The organism is Pseudonocardia halophobica, from assembly GCF_050948485.1.
GTDB lineage: Bacteria > Actinomycetota > Actinomycetes > Mycobacteriales > Pseudonocardiaceae > Pseudonocardia > Pseudonocardia halophobica.
The window spans coordinates 7,553,241-7,572,269 of the sequence record NZ_CP192046.1; the positions used below are offsets into that span (position 1 = coordinate 7,553,241).

Here is a 19,029-nt window from a genome sequence, read left to right on the forward strand (position 1 = left end):
CGAGACCCACGCGTCCGCTACGACCGCCCCTGCCCCCGCGCAGAGGCCGCAACGCTGTCGCGGGTGGAGTGCACGAACGGCCACCGTGCTGATCGTGGCGACGTCGATCGGCGTCGGGCTCGTCCCGATCACCGTGCCCGAGGTCTACTTCTCGCGCACGGACGAGCCCGCGGTGGATCACTGACCACGCGCGAGGGCCCGGCGGCACAACTGCCGCCGGGCCCCGGTCGATCAGCTGTCGGCGAAGCGGCAGTGCGGGTCCTCGGTCGGCACCTTCAGCTTCACGAGGTAGGCGCCCACCGCCGAGTCCACGCAGGAGTTCCCCTGCAGCACGGCGGTGTGCCGGGTCCCCTCGACCGTGATCAACTGCGAGCCCAGCGCCGCAGCCAGGTCGACACCTGCCTGGTAGGGCGTGGCCGGGTCACCCGTCGTCGAGACCACCAGGGTGGGTGGCAGGCCCTCGGCGTGCGGCAGGTGCGGCTGGGAGGTCGGCGTGACCGGCAGCATCGCGCAGGTGTCGAGGGCGCCGTCGCCGGCCGGCAGGCCCGGGTCCGCGAACGGGGCCGCCTCGGCGGCCCGCCGCTGCAGGTCCGCGCGCTCCGCCGCGCCCGCCATCGGCCCGCCGTCGACGCAGTTCACGACCATGAGCGCCTCCTGGTCGTTGCCGTAGCTGCCGTCCGGGCGGCGGCCGTAGTACCCGTCGGCCTCCGTCATCAGCGGGGTCCCGTCACCGGCGCGTAGGGCCTGCAGGCCCTGCGTCAGGCCCGGCCAGGCCGCCGGGTTGTAGAGCGAGGCGATCACGGCGGTCACGGCGTCGGAGTAGGAGAGGGTGCGCCCGTCGGACACGGGCGCGGGGCGGTCGAGCAGCGGCCGGGTCAGGGCCTGGAACTCCGCGGTCGTCCGCGACGGGTCCGCCCCGAGCGGGCAGTCGGCCCGCTGCGCACAGTCCGCGGCGTAGGCGTCGAAGGCGCCCTGGAAGCCGGCCATCTGCGCGATCGCGCCCTCGGCCGCCGTCTGCGTCGGGTCCACGGCACCGTCGAGCACCATGGCGCGGACGTTCTGCGGGAACATCTCCGCGTACGTCGCGCCGATCCGGGTGCCGTAGGAGTAGCCGAGGTAGGTCAGCTTCTCGTCGCCGAGCGCCGCGCGCAGGACGTCCATGTCGCGGGCCACGTCGCGGGTGCCGGAGTTGGCCAGCACGTCGGCGCCGCCGGAGCGCTGCACGCAGTTCTCGGCGTCCTGCCGCGCCCGCGCCTCGATGGCCGCGGTCCCCTCGGCGACGAGGCCGCGGAGGGACTCGGCCCGGGCGGCGTCCCACTCCGCGTCGGTGGTGCAGTCGATGGTCGGCGTGCTCTTCCCGACCCCCCGCGGGTCGAAGCCGACGATGTCGAACACGCCGGCCGCCCCCTGCGCCGCGAAGGCCGCCGCCATCTCCACGCCCGAACCGCCCGGACCACCGGGGTTCAGGACGAGCGAGCCGATGTGGTTCACGCTCTCACCCGCCGCACGCAGGACGGCGATCTCCGCGGTCCGGCCCTCCGGCTTCGCGTAGTCGAGCGGCACGGTGAGGCGCGCGCACTCCACCCCCGGCGCGCCGAACAGCTCGCGTTCGCGGTCGTCGTCGGCGAGCGGGAGGCACGGGCCCCAGGCCAGCACCTGCGAGTAATAGGGCGCGAGCGCCGGCGGCGGCTCGACCGGTGTCGCCGCGACGGGTGCCGGTGCCGGCGTCGGTGCCGTCAGCAGTATTCCCGGTACCGCACACGACGAGAGCATCGCCGCCCCGGCCGCGGCGAGCACGGCGACCGCCGCCCGCCTGGTTCTCCTGGTCCCCACAGGCCTTCCTCCCCGATCCTCCGCGGACCCGGCCACGGGTCCGCGGCGGGTTCAGCGGAGGATGGGGGTGCGGGGGTCACCCGGACGAGGGAGCGCACACCCGAACCGGCGGGGGCGGACCCGACGGCCGGCGTGGGGCCGGCCCCGTCCGAGCCGGTCAGCGCGGGGAACGCGTGGTGCGGCGGGCGAGCCGGGACAGCTCGGCGAGACCGGCGCCGGTGGCCTTCTCGACCCACGCGCCGTCGAGTGCGCCGCAGTCGATGCCGCGCAGCAGGAACCCGGAGAGCGCGGTGGCCGTGGCGGGCTCGTCGAGGAAGCCGGAGTCGGCACGCTCGCGGTAGGCCCGCAGCCGGGTGGCGGCCGAGTCGGCCGAGCCGCGGAAGAAGGCGAACACCGCGGTGAACCGGCTGGGCAGCTGGGCCGGGTGCAGGTCCCAGCCCTGGTAGAAGCCTCGTTCGAGGGAGCGCCGGACGAGCCGGCCGTGCAGGGCCCAGGCCGCGCGCACCGCCTCCGGGCTCCCGACCGGCATGACGTTGGTGGAGCCGTCGGAGAGCCGCACGCCCGTCCCCGCCGCCGCCACCTGCATCACGGCCTTGGCGTGGTCGGCCGCCGGGTGCTCCATGCTCTGGTGCTCCGCGGCGATGCCGAGCGAGGCGGAGTAGTCGTAGGTGCCGTAGTGCAGGCCCGAGCAGCGGCCCTCCGCGGCGGCGATCATGCCGGGCAGCGGGGAGGCGCCGTCGAGCCCGATCACGGTCTGCGGGGTCTCGACCTGGATCTCGAAGCGGAGCGTGCCGACGGGCAGGCCGTGCGCCTCCTCGAGCGCGTCGAGGACCGCGACGAGCGCGGTGACCTGGGCCGGCGCGGTGACCTTCGGCAGCGTGACGACGAATCCCGCCGGCACTCCGCCGCGCGCCGCCAGCTCGGCCACGAACGCGGTCAGCGTGCGGATCCCGCGACGGCGGGTGGCCGACTCCAGGCCGCGGAACCGGATCCCCGTGAAGGGCGGCGCGGTCCCGGCGTCGACGGCGGCGACGAGCTCCGCGGCCGCGCGGCGGACCTCGGCGTCCTCCTCGGCGTCGGGCCGCACGCCGTAGCCGTCCTCGAAGTCGATCCGCAGGTCCTCGATCGGCTCGGTGACGAGCTTGTCCCGCACCCGGGCACGCAGGGCGTCGGCCGCGCCGGCCGGGATCCCCCAGCACGCGGCCAGCTCGGCCTGGCCGGGGGCGTGCGAGTCGAACACCTCGCAGGCGGTGGCGCCCCACGCGGCGGACATGGACCGGTCGAAGCGGTCCGCCGGCACGTACACCGTGTGCACGGGCTGGCGGGTCCCGACGTCGCCGGGGTACGCGGTCGCGAGCACGGCGTCGACCGGGGCGAGGTCGCGGTCGACCGCGGTCGCCAGTTCCTCGGCGAGATCCGTCATGGACGGATCCTGCCCCACCGGGGGCCGGTCTCACCGGACGGAGCAGCGTGATCCCTCCCGCGCCTCAGGCGGCCGCGGCCTCGCCGGGGCGGCGGTGGTAGCGGTCGACGTACACCTGGCCGCTGAGGTCGGCGATGGCGTCCATGACCTCGTCCGTGACGGCACGGCGGATGGCGGCGGAGCCCTCCAGGCCGTCGTAGCGGCTGAAGTCCAGCGGCCGTCCGAAGCGGACCTCGACCCGGGCCACGCGCGGCAGCTTCTTCCCCACGGGCTGCACCTTCTCGGTGCCCACCAGCCCGACGGGCACCACGACGGCACCGGTGGACAGCGCGAGCGACGCGACGCCGGTGTGGCCGCGGTGCAGCCGCCCGTCGAGCGAGCGAGTGCCCTCCGGGTAGATGCCGAAGGCGCCGCCGGCCTCCAGGACCGTGCGCCCCGCCTCCAGCGCGGCGAGCCCGGCCTTGGCGTTGGCGCGGTCGACCGGGACGTAGCCCAGCGCGCCGAGGAAGCGCCCGATCAGCCGGGTCTTGAGGCTGCGCGCGGTGAAGTACTCGGCCTTGGCGAGGAAGGCCACCGGCCGCGGCGTGACCAAGGGGATCACGGCCGTGTCGACGGCCGCACGATGGTTCGCGGCGAAGATCACCGGCCCCTGCGCCGGAACGTGCTGCACCCCCTGCACCCGCGGCCGCCAGATCATCCGCACCAGCGGCGCCAGCACCCACCTGATCAGGAACTGCATGACTCGTGATCCTCCCCCGGGACCCGGCCGGACGCACCCCGACGTCGTCCGGACCAGTGTCGCGCACCCATTGTGACGCCCGGGTCACCGCTCTGGAACGTACCGACGACGTGACGTCGGCGGTTCCGCCACGTGAGGGAGACGGTGCAGATTTGTGCGCTCCGTTAACGCCGGAACCAGTGGTCCGCCGCCGGCCGGAACAGCGCGACGAGCGCCGCGAGGACGGCCAGCACGTGCACCACGCGCAGCACGACGACCACGATCGTCGGCCCGTCGGCCGCGGCGAGGAAGTCCGGCACCGCACCGCCCGCGGCCAGCCACCGCAGCGGCTCGACGACGAGCGAGGCGGTCCCGAGCAGCCCCATCAGCAGCGCGACCGCCCACCGCACCGCGTCACGGCCTGAGTACAGCGCGAGAACGAGGCCGGCGAGCCCGAGGTAGATCGCGAACCGGACGGCGGCGAGGGCGACGGGGCCGGGCGGTTCGGGCGTCGCGAACCGCACGAGGGTCTCCGCGACCCCGCAGCCGATCGCGGTGAACCACAGCGCGACGGAGGTGCTGACGGCGGTGGGCGCCGTCCCGGTGGTGGTGGTGGTCATGCTCGGCAAGGCTTCCCGTCCGGCGCGCCATGGTCCGCCCGGTCGGCCCCCGAGCCCGCGGTGGGGCGGCCCCCACCCGCTACCGTCGCGGATCATGGCCGGACGCCGCCTCGACGTGCTCACCGTGCGCTGGTACGAGCGCCGGGAGGGCTCGGACCCGATCGTGCCCCGCTGGCTCGCGGCGGCCCGGGCGCACCTGCCGGAGGCCGTTCCGCGCCGCTTCGGCGACAGCGAACCCCTCCGCGGGCGGTTCGACCGCGAGGGCGACGCCGGCCTCGCCGCCGCGCACGACCACGCCGAGCAGCTGCTCTTCCTCGCCGGCGCCCCGCCGGTGCACGCCGCTGCGCTCGCGGCCCGGCCGACCACGAGCTGGGGGCCGGTCGCGGCGCACACCCTGCACGCCGAGCGCGGCGCGGCCGACGACCGGGTGCGGGCGTTCGCGCTCGCCCTCGCCGGCCGGCACACGCTCTACGTGTCGGCCTCGGTGTGCCGCGACGTTCTCCTCGACCGCGGCACCCTCGTCCACGACCGGCCCGGCGGCGAGGAGCCCTACCTCGCTGCGCTGGGGGACTGGGTGGGCCTGCCGCCGGAGCCTCCGCTGTGGTGCTGGTTCGGCCCGGCCTATGTCCCGCTCGTGCGCCGGCACGTCCGCGCGGAGGCGGTCGCGGGCGGGCTGCTCCGCGACGACGGGCCGTGGGTCCCCGAGCACCTGCGGGCCCGGCTCGACGAGCCGGACCCGGCCCGGCGCAGGGCCCCGCGCCTGCCCCGTGGCCTGCGCCGATCCGCCTGGAGGATGCTCTTCGGCGGTTAATCGGTTGCGGGGCCGGGCCGCCGTGGGCGAAGGTGATCGCATCATGGAGCTCTGACACCACCCTGCGCCCGCGGCCGCGGCACGAGCCCGGCGGGCGCGAGATCCCGATCTTCCCCGGTGGTGTCGCCATGTCCGCTCCCGCTGCTCTGCTCGCCCAGGACCTCGTCCGCACCCTCGGCACGCGCCGGGTGCTCGACGGCGTGTCCCTCACCGCCGCCCCCGGCCGGCGGATCGGCCTGATCGGCGAGAACGGGGCCGGCAAGTCGACCCTGCTACGGCTGCTGGCCGGCGCGGACGAGCCGGACGGCGGCACCGTGACACGGCCCGCGGACCTGGGGTTCCTCCACCAGGAGATGCCGTACGACCCAGCCCGCACCGTCGCCGACGTCGTCGACGACGCCCTGCGCGAGGCCCGCACCGACCTCGCCGAGCTGGACCGGATCGGACGTGCGCTCACCGAGGCGCCGGACGACGCCGACCTCCTCACCGCCTACGGCGAACGCCTGGAGTCGGCCGAGCGGCACGCCGCGTGGGACGCCGACCGCCGCGCCGAGCTGGTGCTCGCCGGGCTGGGACTCGGCGCGGTCGGGCACGACCGCGCGCTCGGCACCCTCTCCGGCGGGCAGCGCGGGCGGCTCGCGCTGGGCGCACTGCTGCTCCGCCGGCCCGCGGCGCTGCTGCTCGACGAGCCCACCAACCACCTCGACGACGCCGCGGCCACGTTCCTCGAGGAGGAGCTGCGGGGCATGCCGGGCGCGGTCGTGGTGGCGAGCCACGACCGCGCGTTCCTCGACGCCGTGTGCACGGACGTCGTGGACCTCGACCCCGCGCTCGACGGGCCGACCCGCTACGGCGGCACCTACACCGACTACCTCGCGGCGAAGCGGGCCGAGCGGGAGCGCTGGGAGCGTCGGTTCGCCGAGGAGCAGGAGGAGCTCGCGGAGCTGCGGCACTCGGTGGCGGTGACCTCGCGGCGCGTCGCGCACGACCGGCCGATGCCCGACCGGGACAAGATGGGCTACGGCCGGCGCTCGCAGCGCATCGAGCGGCAGGTGTCGAGCCGGGTCCGGGCCGCGACCCGGCGGCTCGAGGAGCTGGAGCGGGACCAGGTGCGTCGGCCGCCCGCGCCGCTGCGGTTCCGCGCGCCCGCGCTGGCGGCCGCGTCGTCGGACGGGATCCTGGTCGCCCTCCGCGGGATCCGGGTGCCCGGCCGGCTCGCGCTGGAGCGGCTCGACGTGACCGCGGACGACCGGCTGCTCGTCACCGGGCCGAACGGGGCGGGCAAGTCCACGCTGCTCGCCGTCCTGGCCGGGACGCTCGCCGCGGAGGGCGAGGTCCGGCGCCGCCGCCGGCTGCGCGTCGGGATGCTCGCCCAGGACACCGTGTTCGCCCGGCCGGACCGCACGGTGCGCGAGACCTGGGAGCGCACGCTCGGCCCGGAGCGCGCCGAGGCGGTGCCGCTGGTCTCGCTCGGCCTGGTCGCGCCCCGGGACCTGGGCGCCCGGGTCGGCGAGCTGTCCGTCGGGCAGCGCAGGCGGCTCGCGCTGGCCCTGCTGATCGCCGACCCGCCGCAGCTCCTGCTGCTCGACGAGCCCACCAACCACCTCTCGCCCCGGCTCTCCGACGAGCTGGAGGAGGCCCTGGGTACCGGGCCCGGCGCCGTCGTCGTCGCCTCGCACGACCGCTGGCTGCGCCGCCGCTGGGCGGGCCGGGAGCTGGCGCTGCGCGCCCCGTGAGCCGTCGGCGGTGCGGGCCTACAGCTCGGCGCGCAGGGCCTGCTGGGCATCGGGCCGGCTGAGGCCGGTGGCCTGCAGCAGGTCGATCGCGATCGAGCGCAGCTGGGCGATCATCACCTGCTCGGACATGCCGAGGTCGCCGGCGGCGGCGCCCAGGATCGGCGAGTCGTGTACGAGGTCGAGGATCGGCTCCCGGGCCGCCTCGCGATCGCCCTCGCCGACCTGCGCGGTCAGCTTCTGCACCGCGGCTGCGAGCTGGGCGACGGCGTCGGGCAGGGCCTCGACGGTGGGCTCGTCGTCCTGCAACGCGGTGAGCGCGCGGCGGGCGAGGACCCGGGTGTTGCGGAAGGCGTAGTCGGTGCGTCGGGCCAGCTCGCCGAACCGGGTCAGCTCGGCGCGGTGCGGACGCCGCAGCGGGGCCACCGCGGTGACCTCGCGCCCGGACTTCACCGACGCGAGCAGCTCGTCGACCAGGGGCTGGCTGCGCCGGGCGCGCTGCAGCGCGTCGGCCGCCGCAGCCTCGTCCCGCTGCCGGAGCGCCTCGGCCACGCCGAACAGCACGGCGGCGAGCTCGTCGAGGGCCCGGCGCGCCTGCCGCCGCACCGGGCCGAGCGGGTGCGACGGCAGCAGCGCGGCCACGAGCAGCCCGACCGTGCCGCCGATCAGGGAGTCGACCCAGCGGTCGATCCCGCCCGTCTGCCCCGGGGGGAGCAGGGTCGCGACCAGCACGGCCGACGAGCCGGCCTGCGCGACGATCAGGGTGCCGCCGTCGGTGAACACCGCGGCCGCCACGGCGAGCATCACCACCAGGGCGATCTGCCACGGCCCGGAGCCGATCGCGGCGACCAGCAGGTCACCGACCAGCACCCCGAGGCTCACGCCCACCACCAGCTCGGCGGTCCGGCGCAACCGGGACCCGAGGGAGACGCCGAGGCTGATCACCGCGGCGATCGGGGCGAAGAAGGGGCGTGGGTGCCCGACGAGGTCGGCCGCGACGAACCACGCCAGGCCCGCCGCCAGCCCGCACTGGACGATCGGCACCGCCGACATCCGCAGGCGGCGCGCGCCCAGGTGCAGCCGGGCGCGCGCCCGCGCGGCCACGCTCATCGCACAGCGTTCATCCGACGAGGGGGATCAGGACACGCCCAGCGCCGCGGCCGCCGCGGGGTCGGAGTCGGCGAGGAAGCCGCGGATCCGCTCGACCTCGTCCGTCTCGCCGATCGCCTCGGCGGAGCGCATCAGCGCACCCAGCGCGCGCAGGAAGCCCTGGTTCGGCTCGTGCGACCACGGGATCGGGCCGAAGCCCTTCCACCCGTTGCGGCGCAGCTGGTCCAGGCCGCGGTGGTAGCCGGTGCGGGCGTACGCGTACGCCGCCACGGTGTGCTTCTCGGCCAGGGCGTTCTCGGCGAGGGCGGCCCAGGCGATCGACGACGCGGGGTTGGCCGCCGCGACGTCGGCCGGGTCCTCGCCCGCGGCCAGCGCGGCCGCGGCGGGGTCGACGGGCAGGCGCGTGGGCTCGGGGCCCAGCAGGTTGCCGTGCAGACTCATGCCTCCATCCTGCCCCGTCGACCCCTCGTGCGATCCGGCCGGGCTCAGCCCGCCAGGGACTTGCCGGCGGACTTCAGCGACTCGCAGGCCTCGACGACGCGCTCGGACATCGCGACCTCGGCCTTCTTGCCGTAGGAGCGCGGGTCGTAGGTCTTCTTGTTGCCGACCTCGCCGTCGACCTTCAGCACCCCGTCGTAGTTCTCGAACATGTGCGCCGCGATCGGGCGGGTGTAGGCGTACTGGGTGTCGGTGTCCACGTTCATCTTCACGACGCCGTAGGACAGCGCCTCGTGGATCTCCTCCAGCAGCGAGCCGGAGCCGCCGTGGAACACCAGGTCGAACGGCTTGGAGCCCTCCGCCAGGCCCAGCTTCTGCGTGGCGACCTGCTGGCCCTCCTTGAGGATCTCCGGGCGCAGCTTCACGTTGCCCGGCTTGTAGACGCCGTGCACGTTGCCGAAGGTCGCGGCCAGCAGGTAGCGGCCCTTGTCGCCGGCGCCGAGGGCCTCCACGGTGCGCTCGTAGTCGCCGGGCGCGGTGTAGAGCTTCTCGTTGATGTCGTTGGCGACGCCGTCCTCCTCGCCGCCGACCACCCCGATCTCGATCTCCAGGATGATCTTGGCCTTGGCCGCCTCGTCGAGCAGCTCGGCCGCGATCTTGAGGTTCTCCTCGAGCTCGACCGCGGAGCCGTCCCACATGTGCGACTGGAAGAGCGGGTTCCCGCCCTTGGCCACGCGCTCCTGGCTGATCGCGATCAGCGGGCGGACGAAGCCGTCGAGCTTGTCCTTCGGGCAGTGGTCCGTGTGCAGCGCCACGTTGACCGGGTACGAGTCCGCGACCACGTGGGCGAACTCGGCGAGCGCGGTCGCACCGGTGACCATGTTCTTCACCCGGGTTCCGGAGAGGAACTCGGCACCGCCCGTCGAGACCTGCACGATGCCGTCGCTGCCCGCCTCGGCGAAGCCGCGCAGGGCCGCGTGCAGCGTCTCGGAGCTGGTCACATTGATGGCCGGGTACGCATACTCCCCGCTCTTGGCCTTGTCCAGCATCTCGTTGTAGATCTCGGGGCTGGCGATCGGCATCTGAAGTGCCCTCCTCGGGTCCGCGTCGTTCGCCCGCCAGTATCACCCACCAGCGCCGACGTGCCGAATGACGTGATGGTCGACTCCGGCGGGCCCCGTCCCGCACGGACTCCCCGAGCTCCGTCTGCGCGGATCGCACGCTCGATAAGGTGGCCCCCGTGGGGGCTGGAGCGAACCCGGTGGACACCGGCGGCTACGAGAGCACGGTCGAGCGCACGCTGAGCAGGCTGCGCCGGATCGACTCGCGGCCGGACCCCGCGGTGGCCGCCCCGCCCCCGCAGGCCCCGGGTGCCCCGCTCACCCTCGCCGACCTCTACCGCGACCACCGGATGCGGCTGGTCCGGCTGGCCGTGCTGCTCGTCGACGAGCCAGCCACCGCCGAGGACGTCGTGCAGGAGGCCTTCGCCGGGCTGCACCGGCACTGGGCCGGGCTGCGCGACGAGGCGGCGGCCGTCGGCTACCTGCGCACCGCCGTCGTCAACGGGTCCCGGTCGGTGCTGCGCCGGCGCCGCACGGCCCGCGAGTACGTGGCCCCGCACCAGGTCAACGCCCGGTCCGCCGAGTCGCTGGCGATGCTCTCGGCCGAGCACCAGGCCGTCGTCGACGCGCTGGGCACGCTGCCGCCGCGGCAGCGGGAGGTCCTGGTGCTGCGCTACTACGGCGGGCTGTCCGAGGCCGAGATCGCCGAGGCCGCCGGGATCACCCGCGGGACGGTCAAGTCGACGGCCAGCCGGGCGCTCGACGCGGTGGCCCGTGTCATGGCCGAACGGTCCGGGGGAAGATAGTCCCCGGGAGGACACACCAACCATGACGAACCCGCACGCCCACGCGAACCCGAACCCGTCGGTCGACCCCGGTCGCCGGCTGGCCGAGGCGCTGCACGCGCAGGCGGTTTCGTCCGCGTCCGCGCCGGCCGGGCACCCGCTCGCGCACACCGCCCCGCGGCGGTCCCCGGAGCCGCGCGCCGACGCCGCACTGCGCCGGCAGATCATGTGGGCGCTGGTGATCGCCCTGCTCGCGGGCCTGGTGCTGGGCGCGGGGATCGGGCTCGTCTCGCTGTTGTTCCCCGGGGTCCTTCCCACGGTCGGCTGACGGGACGCACAGGTGCGCCCGGTACCGTCCTCCGCGTGACCCACACGCTTGCCCTGGGCCCCGAATGGTTGAAGCCCGACGTCATCATCGGCTGGCTCGGCCCCTGGGCGCTGCTGGGCCTGGCGCTCATCGTGTTCGCCGAGTGCGGCCTGCTGCTGGGCTTCTTCCTGCCGGGTGACTCCCTGCTGTTCACCGCCGGACTGTTCGTGGCGTCGGGCGCGATCCGCACCCCGCTGTGGGTGGTCTGCCTGCTGCTCGTGGTCGCGGCCTTCGTCGGCAACGCGTGCGGCTACGGCATCGGGCGCAAGGCCGGACCCGCGATCTTCGACAAGCCGAAGAGCAGGCTGTTCAAGCCGCAACACGTCGTGAAGACGCAGGAGTTCTTCGACAGGTACGGCAACCGCGCGATCGTCCTCGGCCGTTTCGTGCCGATCGTCCGCACGTTCATCACCGTGATGGCCGGCGTCGGGAAGATGGAGGCCAAGCGTTACCTCACGTACTCGCTGATCGGGGGCGTGGCCTGGGCCGCCGGCGTCACGGTGCTCGGCTACTTCCTCGGCCAGATCGAGTTCGTGCGGGACAACATCGAGCTGATGCTCATCCTGATCGTGGTGCTGTCGGTGGTGCCGATCGCGGTCGAGTTCCTGCGGGCGCGTCGGCAGTCCCACGGGGCGGCCGCGGCCGGGGGCTACGACCCCGACGCGACCACCCGCATCCCGGTCGTCCGGCCGGACGAGCGCCCGCCCGGCCACCACCGCTGACCCGGAGGAGCACGTGCGACAGACGGTCCTGGCCTTCGACCCGCTCGGCTCGGCCGGGCCGGTCACGGTCTGGGTCGTCGTGCTCGCGTTCGTGTTCCTCGAGTGCGCGTTCGTCATCGGGCTGTTCCTGCCGGGCGACTCGCTGCTCGTCGCGGCGGGCGTGGTGCTCGCCGCCCACCAGCACGAGCTCTCGGCCTGGCTGCTCTCGGCCGCCGCGGTGATCGTCGCCGTCGCCGGCAACCAGGTCGGCTACCTCGTCGGGCGCTACACCGGGAACCGGATCAAGGTCCGCAAGGGCGGGAAGCTCCTGACCCGGGAGAACCTCGACCGGGCGGGGCGCTTCCTCGACCGGTGGGGGTTCTGGTCGGTCGTCGTGGCCCGCTGGGTGCCGTGGGTCCGCACGCTCGCCCCGGCCATCGCCGGGGCCGCGCGGATGGACAACCGCAAGTTCCTGCTGGCCAACCTGGTCGGCGCCCTCGCCTGGGTGCCCACGCTCATGATGCTCGGCTACTACGCCGCCGGCCTGCTCGACCGCATCCCGTGGGTGCGGCACGTGGCGGTGGTCGCGGCGATCGCCTTCTTCGTCGTCGGCACGGCCGTCGGGGTCGTCCGGTACGTCATGGAGGTGCGGCGGCCGGTCGACGACGAGGCGCGGGTCGGGTCCGGCCCCGCCTCCTCCGGGGCCGACCCGGGCGTCGACCCCGCGCCGGTCGACCGGTCCTGAGCGGCCCGATCCTCAGGCCACGCCCGTGCGCTCCAGCCGGGCGGCGGCCTCCAGCAGCATCCAGCCCGAGAGCTGCACCGACAGGTCGCCCTCCGGGGCGCCGGCGGCGGGCCGGCGGGCGGGCCTGCGCCAGTCGTGTGCGAACGCCGGCCCCGCCGCCGTGTCCGCCCGGTTCTCCCACACCGACTCCGCGCTGGCGAGGACGAGGTCGCGGGCGTGCGGCAGCCTCGGCCGCCGGACCGCGGCGTCGGCCAGGTAGCGGGCGAGGATGCCGTTGAACAGGCCACCGTCGCCGCCGTCGTCATAGCCGCCGATCACTCCGCTCGGCTCGGCCAGGCCGCGCGCCGTCGCCGCCAGCACCGCGGCGGCCCGGTCGTGCCAGCGGGCGTCCCCCTCCCGCTGCGCGAGCTCGAGGCAGGCGCCGAGGTAGACGCCCTGACAGTACGTGTAGGTGGTGCCGGCGACCTCCCGGACCGCGCCCTCGGCGTCGAGCCGGACGCCGTCGCGGACCAGGCCCGAGGCCGGGTCGACGAGGGTGGCGGCCATCCAGTCCGTGAGCGCCGCGGCGGTCCCCAGGTCGTCCGTAGAGCCGGTGCGGGCCAGCAGGATCGCGGCCGGGCCGTTGGCGGGGGCGTTCTTGAAGTCGTCGCCGCGGCGCCACCAGATCCCGCCGCCGCCCGCCGGGGTGTGCGCGGCACGGATCCGCGCCGTGATCGCGTCGAGGGCCCCGCGGCGGCTGCGCACCCGCACCCCCGCCCGCTGGACGGCCAGCCCGAACCAGGCGATGTCGTCGTAGTAGTCGTTGGTCCAGCGGCCGAGGTTGCGGACCCGCACGCCGCGCACCATCCCGGCGATCGCGGCCGCGCGACGCCGGTCCGGCGCCCGGACCTGGGCGTCGACCAGGCAGTCGAGCAGGTGGGCCTGCCACCAGTAGTGCCACGGCCCGACGAGCGCCCGGGCGCGCTCGCGCAGCGCAGCGGGCCGCGGGCTGCGGATCCGGCCGATCCGGGTGGCCGGCAGCACGCCGCCGACGCGGTGCAGGTAGCGACGGGTGACCGCGCGTTCCGCGGCGGCCGCCCGGTCCGTCCACGGGCTGGTCATCACGGCGATCATCGCAGAGATTTTCTGTCGGGGGTCGGGCCTACCGTCCGCGGTATGAACCCCGAGATCCCCTCCGAGCTCGTCCATCGCATCGACCAGTACGAGGCCTGGCAGCGCGAGACCATCCGCCGGCACGGCTGGGCGCTGCAGGCGGTGCTGGGCGACGCCGACGGTCCGCCGTTCGTCTACACGGTGGGGCTGTCCGGCTTCGACCATCCCGAGCTGATCGTGTTCGCGGTCGACCAGGCCACGGCGGCGCGGGCGCTCAACCGGCTGGGGGAGTACGTGCGGCTCGGCGGCCGGCTCGGCCCCGGGGACACCGTGGGCCTGCCCGAGGGCCTGGTCAGCCTGCTCGCCTTCCCCGACTCCGCGGACTGGCTCCTGGGGGCGAACCGGCTGTACCGGGTCCCCGGCGGGCCGCCGGTCGAGGCGCTGCTGGTGGTCCCCGAGGAGGGCTACGCCGAGGAGGCCGGGGAGGACCTGCCCTGCCGGTTCTGCGGGTGAGGGGGCGGGATCCGCGGGGTGCGGCGGCGGAATCCGTGGCCGGATCCGTGGGCTCCCCGTCGTTGACGCCATACCCGGGGTCCGCGACCGTTGGAGTCATGACCCATCGATCCGGCCGCCACCGCGTGGTGGTCCCCCTCTTCGACGGCATCCAGCCGCTCGACGTCGTGGGGCCGCACGAGGTGCTGCGCATCGCGACCTACGTGGCGGGCGGCCGGGGGTACGACGTCGAGCTGGTCGGCGTCCGGCCGGGCCCGGTGCGCTCGGAGACCGGACTGGACCTGGTCGCCCGCAGCGCCCTGCCGGCCGGGCCGATCGACACCCTGCTCGTCCCGGGCGGCGGCGGTGCGCGGCGGCAGGGGCCGCCGGGCAGCCGCGGCAACGAGACCGAGCTGGTGAGCTGGATCCGGCACGTCGCGCCGCAGACCCGGCGGCTGGTGTCGGTGTGCACCGGGGCGTTCCTGCTGGCGGCGGCCGGGTTGCTCCGCGGCGAGCCCGCGACCACCCACTGGCGGTGGGCCGAGCGGCTGTCCGAGGAGCACCCGGAGGTCGACGTCCTGCCGGACCCGATCTACGTGCGCAGCGGCCGGATCTGGAGCTCGGCCGGGGTCACCGCGGGGATGGACCTCGCCCTGGCGCTGGTCGAGGAGGACCTCGGGCCGGACGTGGCGCAGAGCGTGGCGCGCGAGCTTGTGCTGCCGGTCCGCCGCGCAGGCGGGCAGAGCCAGTACGCCAGCCCGGTCTGGGCGCCGCCGGCCCCGCGGCCGTCGGTGCGCGCGGCCCAGGACATCGTGCACGCCGAGCCGGCCGCGGACCTGCGGGTCCCGGTGCTCGCGGCGCGGGTCGGGATGAGCGAGCGGCACTTCGCCCGCGAGTTCACCCGACTCGTGGGCACCCCGCCCGGCGTGTACGTCGAACGGGTGCGGGTCGAGGCGGCCCGCGGTCTGCTCGAGTCGGGTGGGCTCACCGTCACCGCGGTGGCCTCGCGGGCCGGGTTCGGCTCGGCCGAGACCATGCGCCGCGCCTTCCTGCGCCGCCTCGGGGTGGCGCCCGACCACTACCGCCGCCGGTTCGCCGGCCGTCCCGGTATTGCCGGGAGCTGACCCGCTTACCGACCGACCGTCGCCGGCGGCCGGTCACCTGGTCCTGCCCCGCCCTGCCCGAAGGAGCCCGCCATGCAGGTCGCCATCCCGCTCTTCCCCCGCCTGACCGCGCTCGACGCGATCGGCCCCTACGAGGTGCTGCAGCGCGTCCCGGACCTCGAGGTGGTGTTCGTCGGCGCCGAGCGCGGCGAGGTCCGCACCGAGAACGGGATGCTCGGCCTCACGGTCGACGCCACGTTCGCCGAGGTAACCGACCCGGCGGTCGTGGTCGTGCCCGGCGGGATCGGCAGCCGCGACCACCTCGACGGCAGCCCGCTCGTCGACTGGGTGCGCGCCGTGCACCCCGGCACCCGCGCGACCACGTCGGTCTGCACCGGGTCCCTGATCCTCGGCGCGGCCGGGCTGCTCCGGGGCCTGCCCGCGACCACGCACTGGGGCGCGGTCGACATCCTGGCGCGCTTCGGCGCCGAGCCCGTGCGGCAGCGCGTCGTCGAGCTGCCGGAGCAGCGGATCATCACCGCCGCGGGCGTCTCGTCCGGGATCGACATGGCGATCCGGCTGGTCGCTCACCTGGTCGACGAGGTCGCCGCGCAGGCCGCCCAGGTCTACGTCGAGTACGACCCGGAGCCGCCGTACAAGGCCGGCCACCCGGACCACGTCGGCGAGGAGGTCATGGCGCGGATCGCGGAGTACCGCGCCGCCCGCTCCTGATTCCTGTTCCGCCCCCTCCCCAGGGGCCGCGACCCCGGGCCCCGGTCACCGTCGAAGGAGACGTCATGTCGGTCCGTTCCATCCTGCCCGCCACCACCCGTCCCCGCACCCGTGCCGAGCTGCGCGCCGTCGTCACGGACCGCCGGTTCGTCCGGCACTACGTCGAGATGGTCGTCGCGATGGTCCTCGGCATGGTCGTGCTGCTCCCGCTCTGGCGGCTCGCCGGTCTGCCCGACGTGAGCGGCTCCGTCGAGCTGCACTCGCTGCTCATGGCCACCTCGATGACCGTCGGGATGAGCGCGTGGATGCTGGCGCGCCGGCACTCCCGGGCGGCGATCGGCGAGATGGCGGCCGCGATGTACCTGCCGTTCGTGGTGCTCTTCGTGCCGTTCTGGGCCGGGGTCCTCGACGGGCACGGCGTGATGATGGCCGGGCACGTCCTGATGCTCCCGGCCATGCTGCTGGCGATGCTGCGCCGGCCCGCCGAGTACGTCGGCCACCACCACCAGCTGCGGGCCGCGCCACCCGCAGGTCACCTCGTCACCGGGCGGCCTCGACCGGGAGACCGGCCAGGACGTCGGTGGCGAGGTGCTCCGGCCCCACGCCCTGCACGATGATCGCCGCGCCGTCCGAGTTGCGGGTCCGCAGCGGCAGGATCGCCTGGTACCCGGGCGAGTGGTACCAGGCCCGGGCCTCCTCGAGCCCGGGGAAGGCGATCACCACGAGGTTGCCGGGGAACTCGCCCTCGAGCACCTCGGGCAGGTCGCCGTGGACCACGAAGGTGCCGCCGTAGGGCGCGAGCGTGGCGTCGATCCGCTGCAGGTACTCCACGATCTCGGCGTTCGGGGTCACGCTGCGCAGGTGGGCGATCGCGTAGGCGGTCATGTCCGCTCCTCCTCGTTCCGGTGTCGTCGCCGAGCGTCGCCGCCGGGCGGGCGCCGGTCGATGACGTCGGGGGTAAGGCGGCCGTGCACCTCGACCGGACGTGACGCGGCGCACCCTTGCTGAGTTCCTGTTTGCAACGCAGACTGGGTTGCATCGAGGAACTCAGATGGAGGAGGATCCGATGCGGGACGCGGTGATCGTCGAGGCCGTCCGGACGCCGGTCGGCAAGGGCAAGCCGGGCGGCGCCTACGCCGAGGTGCACCCGGTCGAGCTGCACGCGCACGCCATCCGGAGCGCGGTGGAGCGGGTGCCGGGGTTGCGCCCGGGCGAGGTCGACGACGTCATCGGCGGGGTCGTCGGGCAGGTCGGCGAGCAGAGCGGCAACACCACCCGGTTCGCCGCGCTGGCCGCGGGCCTGCCGGAATCCGTGCCGGCCACCACCGTCGACCGCCAGTGCGGCAGCAGCCAGCAGGCCCTGTCCTTCGCGGCGCAGGGCGTGCTCGCCGGGGCGTACGACGTGGTCGTCGCCTCCGGCGTCGAGTCGATGTCGCACGTGCCGATCGGCAGCTCGGCGAACGTCGACGGCATGCGGGCGGACGTGCACGGCCCGTCGATCGCCCGGATCTACCCCGGCGGGCTGATCCCGCAGGGCGCGAGCGCGGAGCTGATCGCCCGAAAGTGGGGCCTGTCCCGCACGCAGCTCGACGAGTTCGCGCTGACCAGCCACCAGCGTGCCGCAGCGGCGTGGGACCAGGGGTTCTTCGCCTCGCAGGTCGCGCCGCTCAAGGTCACGCACGCCGACGGCACCGTCACGCAGCTCGAGCGGGACGAGACGGTCCGTCCCGGCACCACCCTCGAGGCGCTCGCCGGGCTGCGGCCCGCTTTCGCCGACCCCCGCTGGACCGACCGCTTCGGCGACCTCGACTGGAAGGTCACCGCGGGCAACTCGTCGCCGATCAACGACGGCTCCGCCGCCCTCGTCGTGACCACGAGCGAGATCGCCGCGCAGCGCGGCTGGCGGCCGCGCGCCCGGATCCACACCACCACCGTCACCGGCGACGACCCGGTGTACATGCTCACCGGGATCATCCCCGCGACGGCGAAGGTGCTGGCCAGGGCCGGACTGACGATCGCGGACATCGACGCCTTCGAGGTCAACGAGGCCTTCTCCTCGGTCGTCCTCGCCTGGCTCGCCGAGACCGGCGCGGACCCGGCGAAGGTCAACGTCGACGGCGGCGCCATCGCCATCGGCCACCCGCTCGGCGCCAGCGGGGCCCGGCTCGCGACCACCCTGCTCGGCGTGCTCGAGCGGACCGGCGGGCGCTACGGCCTGCAGACCATGTGCGAGGCGGGCGGCACCGCCAACGCCACCGTCATCGAGAGGCTCTGACCATGGACATCTCCGGGAGCGTCGCGCTGGTGACCGGTGCGAACCGCGGGCTCGGCCGGGAGCTCGCCGCGCAGCTGCTCGAGCGCGGCGCCAAGACCGTCTACGCGGCCGTCCGCGACCCGCAGTCGGTCACCGACGAGCGGCTCGTCCCCGTGGCCCTCGACGTCACGGACCCCGAGTCCGTCCGGCGGGCCGCCGAGGCGTGCGGCGACGTCACGCTCGTCGTGAACAACGCCGGTCGGGCCGGAGCCGGGTCGCTGCTCAACGCCGACCTCGACGCAGTGCGGGCCGAGCTGGAGACGAACTATCTCGGCCCGCTGCACGTGGTCCGGGCGTTCGCACCGGTGCTCGCGCGCAACGGCGGCGGCGCGGTCGTCGACGTCCTGTCCGTGCTGTCCTGGTTCGCCCTCCCGGCCTCCGGCTCGTACTCGGCGTCGAAGGCGGCGGCGTGGTCGCTCACGAACTCGGTCCGCGCCGAACTGCGCGGGCAGGGCACACTCGTCGTCGGGGCGCACATGGGCTACATGGACACCGACATGACCGCCCGCCTCGACGTCCCGAAGATCCCGCCGGCGCAGGTCGCCGCGCAGATCCTCGACGCCGTCGCCGCAGGTGAGGAGGAGGTCCTGGCGGACGACATCACCCGTGGAGCCAAGCAGCTGCTCAGCGGCCCACCCACCGCCCTCGCCCCGTCCCGCTGACCACCGGGCAGTGACGGGACCGACGATCGCGACGAGCGGCGCAGTTCTGTCACGCCCGCAGAGGCCCGGGCGGCACACACCCGAAGATCGCGTGAGCGTGACGTGAGGGCTGTCCGCACCGCCGCAGCGACAGACTCGCGGCGATCACTACGCCGCCACGAGGATGATCGTCGTAGCGTCAGGAGTGCGGCTGGCGCTACCACCGTCACGCACTCGCGAGATCTTGACGGCACCTTCCGGAAGATCCGCGTGCGGGACAGGAGCGCTGTCGGAAGCACCGTGCCGTCCC

The 19,029-nt window shown here is 75.0% G+C and carries 21 protein-coding genes; 12 read left to right on the forward strand and 9 right to left on the reverse strand.

From position 1 onward, the window contains the following. Positions 1–231: 231 nt before the first annotated feature. The 4 genes from ACQP04_RS36120 to ACQP04_RS36135 all read right to left on the reverse strand — a co-directional run bounded on the left by ACQP04_RS36120 (position 232) and on the right by ACQP04_RS36135 (position 4,594). Positions 232–1,833 (reverse strand): alpha/beta hydrolase, encoded by a 1,602-nt coding sequence (locus ACQP04_RS36120; RefSeq protein ID WP_433504908.1) that lies wholly within the window; start codon positions 1,831–1,833, stop codon positions 232–234. A 157-nt stretch (positions 1,834–1,990) separates the two neighbouring features. Next, positions 1,991–3,256 carry a DUF6986 family protein gene (locus ACQP04_RS36125; RefSeq protein WP_433504909.1) on the reverse strand — a complete coding sequence of 422 codons (1,266 nt, stop codon included), beginning with the start codon at positions 3,254–3,256 and terminating at the stop codon, positions 1,991–1,993. Positions 3,257–3,320: 64 nt separating this feature from the next. Then, positions 3,321–3,995 carry a lysophospholipid acyltransferase family protein gene (locus tag ACQP04_RS36130; RefSeq protein ID WP_433504910.1) on the reverse strand — a complete coding sequence of 225 codons (675 nt, stop codon included), beginning with the start codon at positions 3,993–3,995 and terminating at the stop codon, positions 3,321–3,323. A 164-nt stretch (positions 3,996–4,159) separates the two neighbouring features. Further along, positions 4,160–4,594 carry a hypothetical protein gene (locus tag ACQP04_RS36135; RefSeq protein WP_433504911.1) on the reverse strand — a complete coding sequence of 145 codons (435 nt, stop codon included), beginning with the start codon at positions 4,592–4,594 and terminating at the stop codon, positions 4,160–4,162. Positions 4,595–4,688: 94 nt separating this feature from the next. On the opposite strand from ACQP04_RS36135, the gene ACQP04_RS36140 reads away from it, so the two are divergent. Together ACQP04_RS36140 and ACQP04_RS36145 are read left to right on the forward strand one after the other, a co-directional pair. Then, positions 4,689–5,405: a hypothetical protein gene (locus tag ACQP04_RS36140; RefSeq protein WP_433504912.1), complete on the forward strand. Its 717-nt coding sequence runs from the start codon at positions 4,689–4,691 to the stop codon at positions 5,403–5,405. A gap of 128 nt (positions 5,406–5,533) precedes the next feature. Beyond that, positions 5,534–7,141 (forward strand): ABC-F family ATP-binding cassette domain-containing protein, encoded by a 1,608-nt coding sequence (locus tag ACQP04_RS36145; RefSeq protein WP_433504913.1) that lies wholly within the window; start codon positions 5,534–5,536, stop codon positions 7,139–7,141. Positions 7,142–7,159: 18 nt separating this feature from the next. On the opposite strand, the gene ACQP04_RS36150 is transcribed toward ACQP04_RS36145, so the two are convergent. Genes ACQP04_RS36150 through fbaA form a run of 3 tightly spaced genes read right to left on the reverse strand, consistent with a single transcriptional unit; the run spans position 7,160 to position 9,768 of the window. Beyond that, on the reverse strand, positions 7,160–8,248 hold the full coding sequence (locus ACQP04_RS36150) for an FUSC family protein (RefSeq protein ID WP_433504914.1): 1,089 nt from the start codon (positions 8,246–8,248) through the stop codon (positions 7,160–7,162). A gap of 27 nt (positions 8,249–8,275) precedes the next feature. Then, complete coding sequence (locus tag ACQP04_RS36155; RefSeq protein ID WP_433504915.1) at positions 8,276–8,689, reverse strand: DUF3151 domain-containing protein; 414 nt, start codon at positions 8,687–8,689, stop codon at positions 8,276–8,278. Positions 8,690–8,733: 44 nt separating this feature from the next. Beyond that, the gene (gene fbaA, locus ACQP04_RS36160; protein WP_037041922.1) at positions 8,734–9,768 is read right to left on the reverse strand and encodes a class II fructose-bisphosphate aldolase; all 1,035 of its coding nucleotides are present in this window, start codon (positions 9,766–9,768) and stop codon (positions 8,734–8,736) included. Positions 9,769–9,926: 158 nt separating this feature from the next. Here fbaA and ACQP04_RS36165 point away from each other — a divergent pair, with 158 nt between their 5' ends. Genes ACQP04_RS36165 through ACQP04_RS36180 form a run of 4 tightly spaced genes read left to right on the forward strand, consistent with a single transcriptional unit; the run spans position 9,927 to position 12,345 of the window. Beyond that, positions 9,927–10,553 carry a SigE family RNA polymerase sigma factor gene (locus ACQP04_RS36165; RefSeq protein WP_358198662.1) on the forward strand — a complete coding sequence of 209 codons (627 nt, stop codon included), beginning with the start codon at positions 9,927–9,929 and terminating at the stop codon, positions 10,551–10,553. A gap of 22 nt (positions 10,554–10,575) precedes the next feature. Next, positions 10,576–10,860 carry a hypothetical protein gene (locus ACQP04_RS36170; RefSeq protein ID WP_433504916.1) on the forward strand — a complete coding sequence of 95 codons (285 nt, stop codon included), beginning with the start codon at positions 10,576–10,578 and terminating at the stop codon, positions 10,858–10,860. Positions 10,861–10,895: 35 nt separating this feature from the next. Further along, positions 10,896–11,621 carry a DedA family protein gene (locus ACQP04_RS36175; RefSeq protein ID WP_433504917.1) on the forward strand — a complete coding sequence of 242 codons (726 nt, stop codon included), beginning with the start codon at positions 10,896–10,898 and terminating at the stop codon, positions 11,619–11,621. A gap of 13 nt (positions 11,622–11,634) precedes the next feature. Next, on the forward strand, positions 11,635–12,345 hold the full coding sequence (locus ACQP04_RS36180) for a DedA family protein (protein ID WP_433504918.1): 711 nt from the start codon (positions 11,635–11,637) through the stop codon (positions 12,343–12,345). A gap of 12 nt (positions 12,346–12,357) precedes the next feature. Here ACQP04_RS36180 and ACQP04_RS36185 read toward each other — a convergent pair whose 3' ends face one another. Next, on the reverse strand, positions 12,358–13,446 hold the full coding sequence (locus tag ACQP04_RS36185) for a glycoside hydrolase family 76 protein (protein WP_433504919.1): 1,089 nt from the start codon (positions 13,444–13,446) through the stop codon (positions 12,358–12,360). Positions 13,447–13,500: 54 nt separating this feature from the next. Between ACQP04_RS36185 and ACQP04_RS36190 the strand changes: the two genes are divergently transcribed. From ACQP04_RS36190 to ACQP04_RS36205, 4 genes are all read left to right on the forward strand, one after another. Continuing rightward, the gene (locus ACQP04_RS36190; protein ID WP_433504920.1) at positions 13,501–13,950 is read left to right on the forward strand and encodes a DUF4262 domain-containing protein; all 450 of its coding nucleotides are present in this window, start codon (positions 13,501–13,503) and stop codon (positions 13,948–13,950) included. A 98-nt stretch (positions 13,951–14,048) separates the two neighbouring features. Beyond that, a complete protein-coding gene (locus ACQP04_RS36195; RefSeq protein WP_433504921.1) occupies positions 14,049–15,053 on the forward strand; it encodes a GlxA family transcriptional regulator in 1,005 nt (334 codons plus the stop codon). A 72-nt stretch (positions 15,054–15,125) separates the two neighbouring features. Beyond that, on the forward strand, positions 15,126–15,764 hold the full coding sequence (locus tag ACQP04_RS36200) for a DJ-1/PfpI family protein (protein WP_433504922.1): 639 nt from the start codon (positions 15,126–15,128) through the stop codon (positions 15,762–15,764). Between the two features lie 65 nt (positions 15,765–15,829). Continuing rightward, positions 15,830–16,381 (forward strand): hypothetical protein, encoded by a 552-nt coding sequence (locus ACQP04_RS36205; RefSeq protein ID WP_433504923.1) that lies wholly within the window; start codon positions 15,830–15,832, stop codon positions 16,379–16,381. Here ACQP04_RS36205 and ACQP04_RS36210 read toward each other — a convergent pair. Further along, positions 16,305–16,649 (reverse strand): DUF1330 domain-containing protein, encoded by a 345-nt coding sequence (locus tag ACQP04_RS36210; RefSeq protein WP_433504924.1) that lies wholly within the window; start codon positions 16,647–16,649, stop codon positions 16,305–16,307. The genes ACQP04_RS36205 and ACQP04_RS36210 overlap by 77 nt on opposite strands. Before the next feature lie 181 nt (positions 16,650–16,830). On the opposite strand from ACQP04_RS36210, the gene ACQP04_RS36215 reads away from it, so the two are divergent. Together ACQP04_RS36215 and ACQP04_RS36220 are read left to right on the forward strand one after the other, a co-directional pair. Continuing rightward, on the forward strand, positions 16,831–18,039 hold the full coding sequence (locus ACQP04_RS36215) for a thiolase family protein (protein ID WP_433508505.1): 1,209 nt from the start codon (positions 16,831–16,833) through the stop codon (positions 18,037–18,039). Positions 18,040–18,041: 2 nt separating this feature from the next. Continuing rightward, the gene (locus ACQP04_RS36220; protein ID WP_433504925.1) at positions 18,042–18,740 is read left to right on the forward strand and encodes an SDR family oxidoreductase; all 699 of its coding nucleotides are present in this window, start codon (positions 18,042–18,044) and stop codon (positions 18,738–18,740) included. The last annotated feature ends 289 nt before the right edge of the window (positions 18,741–19,029 follow it).

Bases quoted from the DNA above. Each gene is read 5' to 3' on its own strand.
- ACQP04_RS36195 (WP_433504921.1), top strand. From the start codon at position 14,049: ATGACCCATCGATCCGGCCGCCACCGCGTGGTGGTCCCCCTCTTCGAC.
- ACQP04_RS36140 (WP_433504912.1), top strand. From the start codon at position 4,689: ATGGCCGGACGCCGCCTCGACGTGCTCACCGTGCGCTGGTACGAGCGC.
- ACQP04_RS36125 (WP_433504909.1), bottom strand. From the start codon at position 3,256: ATGACGGATCTCGCCGAGGAACTGGCGACCGCGGTCGACCGCGACCTC.
- ACQP04_RS36170 (WP_433504916.1), top strand. From the start codon at position 10,576: ATGACGAACCCGCACGCCCACGCGAACCCGAACCCGTCGGTCGACCCC.
- ACQP04_RS36220 (WP_433504925.1), top strand. From the start codon at position 18,042: ATGGACATCTCCGGGAGCGTCGCGCTGGTGACCGGTGCGAACCGCGGG.
- ACQP04_RS36145 (WP_433504913.1), top strand. From the start codon at position 5,534: ATGTCCGCTCCCGCTGCTCTGCTCGCCCAGGACCTCGTCCGCACCCTC.
- ACQP04_RS36215 (WP_433508505.1), top strand. From the start codon at position 16,831: ATGCGGGACGCGGTGATCGTCGAGGCCGTCCGGACGCCGGTCGGCAAG.
- ACQP04_RS36135 (WP_433504911.1), bottom strand. From the start codon at position 4,594: ATGACCACCACCACCACCGGGACGGCGCCCACCGCCGTCAGCACCTCC.
- fbaA (WP_037041922.1), bottom strand. From the start codon at position 9,768: ATGCCGATCGCCAGCCCCGAGATCTACAACGAGATGCTGGACAAGGCC.
- ACQP04_RS36130 (WP_433504910.1), bottom strand. From the start codon at position 3,995: ATGCAGTTCCTGATCAGGTGGGTGCTGGCGCCGCTGGTGCGGATGATC.
- ACQP04_RS36150 (WP_433504914.1), bottom strand. From the start codon at position 8,248: ATGAGCGTGGCCGCGCGGGCGCGCGCCCGGCTGCACCTGGGCGCGCGC.
- ACQP04_RS36210 (WP_433504924.1), bottom strand. From the start codon at position 16,649: ATGACCGCCTACGCGATCGCCCACCTGCGCAGCGTGACCCCGAACGCC.
- ACQP04_RS36205 (WP_433504923.1), top strand. From the start codon at position 15,830: ATGTCGGTCCGTTCCATCCTGCCCGCCACCACCCGTCCCCGCACCCGT.
- ACQP04_RS36155 (WP_433504915.1), bottom strand. From the start codon at position 8,689: ATGAGTCTGCACGGCAACCTGCTGGGCCCCGAGCCCACGCGCCTGCCC.
- ACQP04_RS36190 (WP_433504920.1), top strand. From the start codon at position 13,501: ATGAACCCCGAGATCCCCTCCGAGCTCGTCCATCGCATCGACCAGTAC.
- ACQP04_RS36185 (WP_433504919.1), bottom strand. From the start codon at position 13,446: ATGACCAGCCCGTGGACGGACCGGGCGGCCGCCGCGGAACGCGCGGTC.
- ACQP04_RS36200 (WP_433504922.1), top strand. From the start codon at position 15,126: ATGCAGGTCGCCATCCCGCTCTTCCCCCGCCTGACCGCGCTCGACGCG.